Origin of the sequence: Stenotrophomonas sp. UBA7606 (genome assembly GCF_002477705.1) — a bacterium.
GTDB lineage: Bacteria > Pseudomonadota > Gammaproteobacteria > Xanthomonadales > Xanthomonadaceae > Stenotrophomonas.
The window spans coordinates 1-9,329 of the sequence record NZ_DLJW01000033.1; the positions used below are offsets into that span (position 1 = coordinate 1).

The window sequence follows — 9,329 nt, forward strand, 5'->3', positions numbered from 1 at the left end:
GACACCCCGTGGTCGTACGAAAGCTATCTGAAGACCGGTGGCTACGCCGCGCTGCGCAAGATCATCGAAGAGAAGATCGCGCCGGCCGACGTCATCGAGATGGTCAAGCAGTCCGGCCTGCGCGGCCGCGGCGGCGCGGGCTTCCCGACCGGCCTGAAGTGGTCCTTCATGCCCAAGGGCGATGTGCAGAAGTACATCCTGTGCAACTCGGATGAATCCGAGCCGGGCACCTGCAAGGACCGCGACATCCTGCGCTACAACCCGCACTCGGTGGTGGAAGGCATGGCGATCGCCTGCTACGCCACCGGTTCCACCGTGGGTTACAACTACCTGCGCGGCGAGTTCCACCACGAACCGTTCGAGCACTTCGAGCAGGCCCTGGCCGATGCCTACAAGCACGGCTGGCTGGGCAAGAACGTGCTGGGCAGCGGCGTGGACATCGACATTTATGGCGCACTGGGCGCCGGCGCCTATATCTGCGGCGAAGAAACCGCGTTGATGGAGTCGCTGGAAGGCAAGAAGGGCCAGCCGCGCTACAAGCCGCCGTTCCCGGCCAACTTCGGCCTGTACGGCAAGCCGTCGACGATCAACAACACCGAAACCTACGGTTCGGTGCCGGCGATCATCCGCAACGGCCCGGAATGGTTCAAGAACCTGAGCCTGACCAACAACGGTGGCCCGAAGTGCTTCTCGGTGTCGGGTTGCGTGACCAAGGGCGGCAACTTCGAAGTGCCGTTGGGCACCACCTTCGACGACCTGCTGGCAATGGCCGGCGGCCTGCGTCCGGGTCGCAAGCTGAAGGCGGCAATTCCGGGTGGCGTGTCCATGCCGGTGCTGACCGCCGAGCAGCTCAAGGGCCTGCCGATGGACTACGACACCATCCGCGCACTGGGCTCGGGCCTGGGTTCGGGTGCCATCGTGGTGCTGGATGACAGCGTCTGCTGCGTCAAGTTCGCTTGCCGCATCAGCCAGTTCTTCCACAAGGAATCCTGTGGCCAGTGCACCCCGTGCCGTGAAGGCACCGGCTGGATGCACCGCGTGCTGGAGCGCATCGTTGCCGGCCAGGCGACGATGGAAGACCTGCACCAGCTCAAGACCGTGGCCGGTCAGATCGAAGGCCACACCATCTGTGCGTTCGGTGAGGCGGCAGCGTGGCCGATCCAAGGCTTCCTGCGCCAGTTCTGGGACGAATTCGAGTACTACATCGTCAACGGTCATTCGATGGTTGACGGCAAGAAGGTGGAGGCTGCTGCCGCATGAGCGCGCAACCGGTAAATCCCAACGTACCGCCGGATCATGTGACCATCGATATCGATGGTCAGACGCTGGTCGTACCCAAGGGTTCGATGATCATCCAGGCCGCCGACAAGGCCGGCATCCCGATTCCGCGCTTCTGCTACCACGAGAAGCTGCCGATCGCCGCCAACTGCCGCATGTGCCTGGTCGACGTTGAAAAGTCGCCCAAGCCGTCGCCGGCCTGTGCCACCCCGGTCATGGATGGCATGAAGATCCAGACCCGCAACGAAAAGGCGCTCAAGTACCAGCGTTCGGTGATGGAGTTCCTGCTCATCAACCACCCGCTGGACTGCCCGATCTGCGATCAGGGCGGCGAGTGCGAGCTGCAGGACGTGTCGCTGGGCTACGGCCGCTCGGTCAGCCGCTTCAACGAGCGCAAGCGCGTTGTGGTCGACGAGGACATGGGGCCGCTGGTCGCCACCGAGATGACCCGCTGCATCCAGTGCACCCGCTGCGTGCGCTTCACCGCTGAAGTCGCTGGCACCTACGAGCTGGGTGGCATGTCGCGCGGTGAAAACCTGCAGATCGGCACCTACGACGGCAAGCCGCTGACCACCGAACTGTCCGGCAACGTCATCGACGTGTGCCCGGTCGGTGCGCTGACCAACAAGGTGTTCCAGTTCAAGGCGCGCCCGTGGGAACTGACCGCACGCGAGTCGCTGGGTTACCACGACGCGATGGGTTCGAACCTGTTCCTGCACGTGCGCCGTGGCGAAGTGCTGCGCGCCGTGCCGCGTGACAACGAACTGGTCAACGAGTGCTGGCTGTCCGACCGCGACCGCTATTCGCATCAGGGCCTGTACGCGGCCGACCGTGCGCTCAAGCCGCTGCAGAAGGTCAATGGCGAGTGGAAGGAAGTGAGCTGGGCCGAAGGCCTGGCCGCTGCCCGCGAAATCTTCGAAACCAACCGTGGCGACGACCTCGGCGTGCTGGTGCACCCGGCGACGTCGAACGAGGAGGGCGCGTTGCTGGCCCGCCTGGCCGCCGGCCTGGGTTCGAACAATATCGACCACCGCATCAACAACCGCGATTTCTCCGACGCCCCGGTGGCCGAAGCCTTTGGCATGGCGCTGGCGGAAATCGAGAATGCCGACCAGATCGTGCTGCTGGGTAGCAATATCCGCCATGAACTGCCGCTGCTGCACGCCCGTCTGCGCAAGGCGCAGACCAAGAACGGCGCAAAGATCCACGCGGTCAACCCGGTCGATTTCGACTTCGCGTTCAAGCTGGCCGGCAAGCAGATTGTCGCCCCGTCGCGCTTCGTCGAAGCACTGGGCAACGCGCAGCTGGTCGATGCAGTGAAGGCCGGCAGCAATACCGTCATCATCGTCGGTGCGATTGCCGAGAATCATCCGCAGGCTGCTGCGATCCGTTCGGCTGCCAGCGCATTTGCCGCTGCCACCGGCGCCAAGCTGTGCCGCATCCCGCAGGGTGCCAACGCCCTGGGCCTGGCCCGCGTTGGCGTGCTGCCGGCCGGCAAGGACGTCAATGCGATGCTGGCCCAGCCGCGCAAGGCCTATGCCCTGTACGGCATCGAGCCGGGCCTGGATTTCGCCGATACCGCTGCTGCCCGCAAGGCGCTGGCCGGTGCCAAGGTGGTGGCCTTCAGTCACTTCGCCTGCACCTCGACCCGCGATGTCGCCGACCTGATCCTGCCGATCGGCGCGCTGCCGGAAATCGACGCCACGCTGACCAATCTGGACGGCCGCGACCAGGTGGCCCGTGCCGGTGGCAAGCTGCAAGGCGAGGCCCGCGAGGGCTGGCGCGTGCTGCGTGCCCTCGGTGGTGACCTGCAGCTGGCCGGTTTCGGCTTCACCGACCTGGCCGGCCTGCGTGCCAGCCTGCAGCCGGTGACCGTCAAGGTGTCCGCTTCGGCACAGCCGCAGCCGGCAGGCGAGGGCTTCGAAGTGGCTTCGACCCCGGCGATCTACCGCACCGACGCCGTCGTGCGTCGCGCGCAGGCGCTGCAGTCGCATCCGCTCAACAATGATCCGCGCATCGTGCTCAACGCCGATGACGCCGCGCGTCTGCAGCTGACCGAAGGCCAGATGGCCAAGGTCGGCACCGACGCCGGCCGCGCCACCTTGTCGGTGGTGGTTGACGCTCGCGTCGCCGCCGGCACGGTGTGGATTGAATCGGGCCACGGCGCAACCGCGCCGCTGGGTGCCGCACGTGTAACGGTGGTGGCTGCATGAACGAGTTGCTGTTGAACGCGGTCGATCCGCTGCACCAGTGGTTTCTGGCCCTGGGCGATATCGGCATCGTGCTGTGGACGGTGCTGAAGATCCTGGTGATCGCCATGCCGATCATCATCTCGGTTGCCTTCTACGTGTTGTGGGAGCGCAAGCTGATCGGCTGGATGCACGTCCGCCACGGGCCGATGTACGTCGGTCTTGGTGGCCTGCTGCAGGCCTTCGCCGACGTCACCAAGCTGTTGTTCAAGGAAATCATTGCCCCGGCCAGCGCCCACAAGGCGATGTACGTCATCGCGCCGCTGATCGTGCTGGCACCGTCGTTCGCGGCGTGGGCCGTGGTTCCGTTCGACTACAAGCTGGTGCTGTCCAACGCCAACGTTGGCCTGCTGTACCTGCTGGCGATGACCTCGCTGGGCGTGTACGGCGTGATCCTGGCCGGTTGGGCCTCCAACTCCAAGTACGCCTTCCTCGGTGCGATGCGTTCGGCCGCGCAGGTGGTCAGCTACGAAATCGCGATGGGCTTCGCCCTGGTTGGCGTGATGATCGCCGCCGGTAGCCTGAACCTGACCGATATCGTGCTGGCGCAGCAGGGTAATTCGGGCCTGTTCGACTGGTTCCTGCTGCCGCTGTTCCCGCTGTTCGTCGTGTATTGGGTGTCCGGCGTTGCCGAAACCAACCGCGCGCCGTTCGACGTGGTCGAAGGCGAGTCGGAAATTGTGGCCGGCCACATGGTGGAGTACTCCGGCGGTGCGTTCGCACTGTTCTTCCTGGCCGAGTACGCCAACATGATCCTGGTCAGCTTCCTGATCTCGATCTTCTTCCTCGGTGGCTGGTTGAGCCCGCTCCAGGGTTGGATCACGGCAGACATCTCGCCGTGGATCAACTGGATCTGGACCGGCGGCTGGCCGTGGCTGCTGCTGAAGGTGCTGTTCTTCGCCAGTGCGTACATCTGGTTCCGTGCCAGCTTCCCGCGCTTCCGCTATGACCAGATCATGCGTCTGGGCTGGAAGGTGTTCATCCCGCTGACCATTTTCTGGATCGCGGTGACGGCACTGATGGTGTTCTACGGCGTGATCCAGAAGGGCGTTTGATTCATGAATAAGATCACCCACTATTTCAAAAGTCTGTTGCTGCTCGAGCTGCTCGGTGGCCTGTGGCTGACGCTGAAGTACGCGTTCAAGCCCAAGTACACCGTGATGTACCCGATGGAGAAGTTCCCGCAGTCGCCGCGCTTCCGTGGCCTGCACGCCCTGCGCCGTTACCCCAACGGTGAAGAGCGCTGCATCGCCTGCAAGCTGTGCGAAGCGGTGTGTCCGGCACTGGCCATCACCATCGACTCGGCCAAGCGCGAAGACGGCACCCGCCGTACCACGCGTTACGAAATCGATCTGTTCAAGTGCATCTTCTGCGGCTTCTGCGAAGAAAGCTGCCCGGTGGACTCGATCGTCGAGACCCACATTCTCGAGTACCACTTCGAGAAGCGTGGCGAGAACATCATCACCAAGCCGCAGCTGCTGGCACTGGGCGACCGGCTTGAAGCCGAAATCGCCGAGCGCCGCGCCGCCGACGCTGCTTTCCGCTGAGGTCTTGAGATGGATTGGGTAAATATTGCTTTCTGGTTCTTCTCCATCATCGCCGGCATCTCGGCGGCGTCGGTGATCAGCGTGCGCAACCCGGTGTATGCCGTGTTGTGCCTGATCCTGACCTTCTTCTCGGTGGCCTGCGTGTGGCTGCTGGTGGGGGCGGAGTTCCTGGGTGTCACCCTGGTGCTGGTGTATGTCGGCGCGGTGATGGTGTTGTTCCTGTTCGTGGTGATGATGCTGGACATCGACACCACCAACCTGCGTGAAGGCTGGGTGCGTTACCTGCCGATCGGCCTGGTGGTCGCGGTGGTGATGCTGGTGCAGATGCTGACCCTGATCGGCGTCAAGGCGCGTACCACGCCGTTCCCGGTGGACAACGCCGCTGCAGTTGCGGCTGACACCTCCAACGTCACCTGGCTGGCCCGCAGCCTGTTCACTGAATACCTGCTGCCGTTCGAGTTCGCCGCAGTGATCCTGACCGTCGCCGTGGTGGCAGCCGTGATGCTGACCCTGCGCCGTCGCCAGGGCCTGAAGACGCAGAACCCGACGCAGCAGACCATGACCAAGGCAAAGGACCGCCTGCGCATCGTCAAGATGGCCGCCGAAAAGCCGGTGGTGCAGGTGGAAGTGAAGAACGACGGTGGCGAGGAGGCCAAGCCATGATTTCCCTGGGCCATATGCTCGCGCTGGGCGCGGTGATGTTCTGCATCTCCGTGGCCGGCATCTTCCTCAACCGGAAGAACATCATCGTCCTGCTGATGTCGATCGAACTGATGCTGCTGTCGGTGAACATCAACTTCATCGCCTTCTCGCGCGAACTCGGCGACACCGCCGGTCAGCTGTTCGTTTTCTTCATCCTGACCGTGGCCGCGGCGGAAGCTGCAATCGGCCTCGCGATCCTGGTGACCTTGTTCCGTACTCGCCACACCATCAACGTGGGCGAAATCGATTCGCTGAAGGGCTGATCCGAAGATGGAAATCACTCTCTCCAAGAGTCTGTTGATTGCAGTGGTGCTGGCACCACTGTTCGGCAGCATCATCGCCGGCCTGTTCGGTCGCCAGGTGGGGCGCAAGGGCGCCCAGTACGTCACCATCCTGGGTGTGGCCATCAGCTGCGGCCTGTCGGCTTATATCTTCTCCCAGCTGTTGTGGGGCGGGGCGCAGCCGTACAACCAGAACGTCTACACGTTCTTCGAGGTTGGCCAGTACTCGGCGCACGTCGGCTTCATGATCGATCGCATGACCGCGATGATGATGGTGGTGGTGACCTTCGTGTCGCTGCTGGTCCACATCTACTCGATCGGCTACATGGCCGACGATGACGGTTACCAGCGCTTCTTCAGCTACATCTCGCTGTTCACCTTCTCGATGCTCACCCTGGTGATGAGCAACAACTTCCTGCAGCTGTTCTTCGGCTGGGAAGCGGTGGGTCTGGTGTCTTACCTGCTGATCGGTTTCTACTTCAAGAAGCCCACGGCGATCTTCGCCAACATGAAGGCCTTCCTGGTCAATCGTGTCGGTGACTTCGGTTTCCTGCTGGGTATCGGCGGCATCCTGTGGGCGTTCGGCTCGCTGGACTACGCGACCGTGTTCGCCAATGCCACCGCGGTGCTGGGTAGCGACCTGACCGGTCATGCCACCGTCCAGTTGATCGGTGACCAGCAGTGGAGCGTGGCGACCGTCATCTGCATCTGCCTGTTCATCGGAGCGATGGGCAAGTCGGCTCAGGTGCCGCTGCACGTCTGGCTGCCGGATTCGATGGAAGGCCCGACCCCGATCTCGGCACTGATCCACGCCGCGACCATGGTGACCGCCGGTATCTTCATGGTCACCCGCATGTCGCCGCTGTTCGAGCTGTCGCAGACCGCACTGGACTTCATCCTGTTCATCGGTGCCACCACTGCGTTCTTCACCGGCCTGATCGGCATCGTGCAGAGCGACATCAAGCGCGTGGTTGCCTATTCGACGCTGTCGCAGCTGGGTTACATGACCGTCGCACTGGGTGTGTCGGCCTACTCGGGCGCCGTGTTCCACCTGATGACCCATGCCTTCTTCAAGGCCCTGCTGTTCCTGGGCGCCGGCTCGGTGATCATCGGCATGCACCACGAACAGAACATGATGAAGATGGGCGGCCTGCGCAAGTACATGCCGATCACCCACATCACCATGTGGATAGGCACCCTGGCCCTGGTCGGCACCCCGTTCTTCGCTGGCTTCTACTCGAAGGACACCATCATCGAAGCCGCTGCAATGCATGCGCACGCCGCCGATGCGGGTTGGGTTGCCCTGTACGGTTACTGGGCAGTGCTGGGTGGTGTCATCGTCACCAGTTTCTACAGCTTCCGCCTGCTGTTCCTGACCTTCTTCGGCAAGGAACGCTTCCGTGATGCGCATGATGACCACCACGCCGACCATGGCCACGGCCACGATGACCACCACGGTCACGGTGCGCACGAGCCGCATGAATCGCCGTGGGTGGTGACCCTGCCGCTGATCCTGCTGGCGATCCCGTCGGTGCTGATTGGTTTCTTCACCATCGGTCCGATGCTGTTCGGTACCGGCTGGGACGGCCATCACGCTGCTGGCGGCATCCCGGGCCAGACCATGTCGTTCTTCACCGGCATCGTCGACTTCTATGACCCGGCGCGCGACACCATCGCTGCCGTTGGCAAGGAGTTCTGGCACGGTTCGGTGGCTTACGCCCTGCACGGCATGATGATGCCGGCGTTCTGGCTGACCGTTGCCGGCTTCGCACTGGCCTGGGTGTTCTACATCTGGAAGCCAGAACTGGCAGGCAAGACCCGCAAGACCCTGGCACCGGTGGTTTCGGTGCTGGAAAACAAGTACGGCTTCGACAAGCTCTGGATCGACGGCTTCGCCGGCGGCGGTGTGCAGCTCGGCAAGGCCGCCCGTGCCGTGGACAGCACGGTCGTTGATGGGCTGGTGGTGAATGGTTCGGCGCGTCTGGTCGACCTGGCTGCCAACCTGCTGCGCCGCACCCAATCCGGTTTCCTCTACCACTACGCTTTCGTGATGATCATCGGCCTGATTGCCCTGCTGGGCCTGCTGATGCATTTCTGGCGTTGACCTGTACGGAATAGAAGACGTGTCGAACTGGCCCCTACTTAGTATCCTCATCTGGCTGCCGATCCTCGGCGGTGCGCTGATCCTTGCCGTGCGCAACGCACAGGTTGCCCGTTGGGCATCCCTGGCGGTGGCACTGCTCACCTTCCTGCTCAGCCTCGGGCTGCTCAGCGGTTACGACCGCGGTGCCGCCGACGTGATGCAGTTCGTCGAGCAGCATCCCTGGATCCCGGCCTTCGGCATCGGCTACAACCTGGCCGTTGACGGTATCGCCATTGCGCTGGTGCTGCTGACCACCCTGGTCGGCGTGCTGGCCCTGATCGGTGCCTGGGGCGTGGTGGACAAGCGCGTCAACCAGTACGTGGCCGCCTTCCTGATTCTGGAAGGCGTGACGGTCGGCATCTTCGCTGCCACCGACGCGATGCTGTTCTACGTGTTCTTCGAAGCCATGCTGATCCCGATGTTCCTGATCATCGGTGTCTGGGGCGGCCCGCGTCGTATCTACGCGGCGATGAAGTTCTTCCTGTACACCTTCCTCGGCTCGGTGCTGATGCTGGTGGCGTTGATCTACCTGTACCTGAAGGGTGGCAGCTTCCAGCTGGCCGACCTGTACCAGCTGCAGCTGTCGGCCAAGGAGCAGACCTGGATCTTCTTTGCGTTCCTGATCGCCTTCGCGGTCAAGGTGCCGATGTTCCCGGTGCACACCTGGCTGCCGGACGCGCACGTGGAAGCGCCGACCGCCGGTTCGGTGATCCTGGCCGCCATCGCACTGAAGATCGGTGGCTACGGCTTCCTGCGCTTCAACCTGCCGATCGTGCCGGACGCCAGCAGCGAATGGGCATGGCTGGTGATCGCACTGTCGCTGGTGGCGGTGATCTACGTGGGCCTGGTGGCCATGGTGCAGGACGACATGAAGAAGCTGATTGCTTATTCGTCGGTCGCGCACATGGGCTTCGTGACCCTGGGTACCTTCACCGCGCTGTGGCTGGTGCGTGAAGCGGGCAACGCCGATGCGGCTCGCCTGGGCCTGCAGGGCGCCATGGTGCAGATGATCTCGCACGGTTTCGTGTCCGGCGCCATGTTCTCCTGCGTTGGCGTGCTGTACGACCGCATGCACAGCCGCCGCATCGCCGATTACGGCGGCGTGGTCAACGTGATGCCGTGGTTCGCC

General features: G+C 63.3%; 8 protein-coding genes. All 8 read left to right on the forward strand.

Annotated features, from left to right (window positions below):
* A partial coding sequence (gene nuoF / locus B2527_RS05085; RefSeq protein WP_293706450.1) for an NADH-quinone oxidoreductase subunit NuoF occupies window positions 1-1,260 on the forward strand: 1,260 nt, incomplete at its 5' end.
* Entirely contained in the window at window positions 1,257-3,491 is a 2,235-nt protein-coding gene (gene nuoG, locus B2527_RS05090) for an NADH-quinone oxidoreductase subunit NuoG (RefSeq protein ID WP_293706451.1), read from the forward strand. The genes nuoF and nuoG, both read left to right, overlap by 4 nt.
* On the forward strand, window positions 3,488-4,582 hold the full coding sequence (gene nuoH, locus B2527_RS05095) for an NADH-quinone oxidoreductase subunit NuoH (RefSeq protein WP_293706452.1): 1,095 nt from the start codon (window positions 3,488-3,490) through the stop codon (window positions 4,580-4,582). The genes nuoG and nuoH overlap by 4 nt, the downstream gene beginning before the upstream one ends.
* 3 nt (window positions 4,583-4,585) lie before the next feature.
* Window positions 4,586-5,074 carry an NADH-quinone oxidoreductase subunit NuoI gene (gene nuoI, locus B2527_RS05100; protein WP_057626697.1) on the forward strand — a complete coding sequence of 163 codons (489 nt, stop codon included), beginning with the start codon at window positions 4,586-4,588 and terminating at the stop codon, window positions 5,072-5,074.
* A gap of 9 nt (window positions 5,075-5,083) precedes the next feature.
* Entirely contained in the window at window positions 5,084-5,737 is a 654-nt protein-coding gene (locus B2527_RS05105; RefSeq protein WP_293706453.1) for an NADH-quinone oxidoreductase subunit J, read from the forward strand.
* Window positions 5,734-6,039, forward strand: a complete 306-nt coding sequence (nuoK, locus tag B2527_RS05110; protein ID WP_293706454.1) for an NADH-quinone oxidoreductase subunit NuoK — start codon at window positions 5,734-5,736, stop codon at window positions 6,037-6,039. The genes B2527_RS05105 and nuoK overlap by 4 nt, the downstream gene beginning before the upstream one ends.
* A gap of 7 nt (window positions 6,040-6,046) precedes the next feature.
* On the forward strand, window positions 6,047-8,161 hold the full coding sequence (gene nuoL / locus B2527_RS05115) for an NADH-quinone oxidoreductase subunit L (protein WP_293706455.1): 2,115 nt from the start codon (window positions 6,047-6,049) through the stop codon (window positions 8,159-8,161).
* 19 nt (window positions 8,162-8,180) lie between these two features.
* Window positions 8,181-9,329: NADH-quinone oxidoreductase subunit M (locus B2527_RS05120; protein WP_293706456.1), on the forward strand; the 1,149-nt coding region annotated here is incomplete at its 3' end.

Bases quoted from the DNA above. Each gene is read 5' to 3' on its own strand.
- nuoK (WP_293706454.1), top strand. From the start codon at position 5,734: ATGATTTCCCTGGGCCATATGCTCGCGCTGGGCGCGGTGATGTTCTGC.
- nuoG (WP_293706451.1), top strand. From the start codon at position 1,257: ATGAGCGCGCAACCGGTAAATCCCAACGTACCGCCGGATCATGTGACC.
- nuoL (WP_293706455.1), top strand. From the start codon at position 6,047: ATGGAAATCACTCTCTCCAAGAGTCTGTTGATTGCAGTGGTGCTGGCA.
- nuoH (WP_293706452.1), top strand. From the start codon at position 3,488: ATGAACGAGTTGCTGTTGAACGCGGTCGATCCGCTGCACCAGTGGTTT.
- B2527_RS05105 (WP_293706453.1), top strand. From the start codon at position 5,084: ATGGATTGGGTAAATATTGCTTTCTGGTTCTTCTCCATCATCGCCGGC.
- nuoI (WP_057626697.1), top strand. From the start codon at position 4,586: ATGAATAAGATCACCCACTATTTCAAAAGTCTGTTGCTGCTCGAGCTG.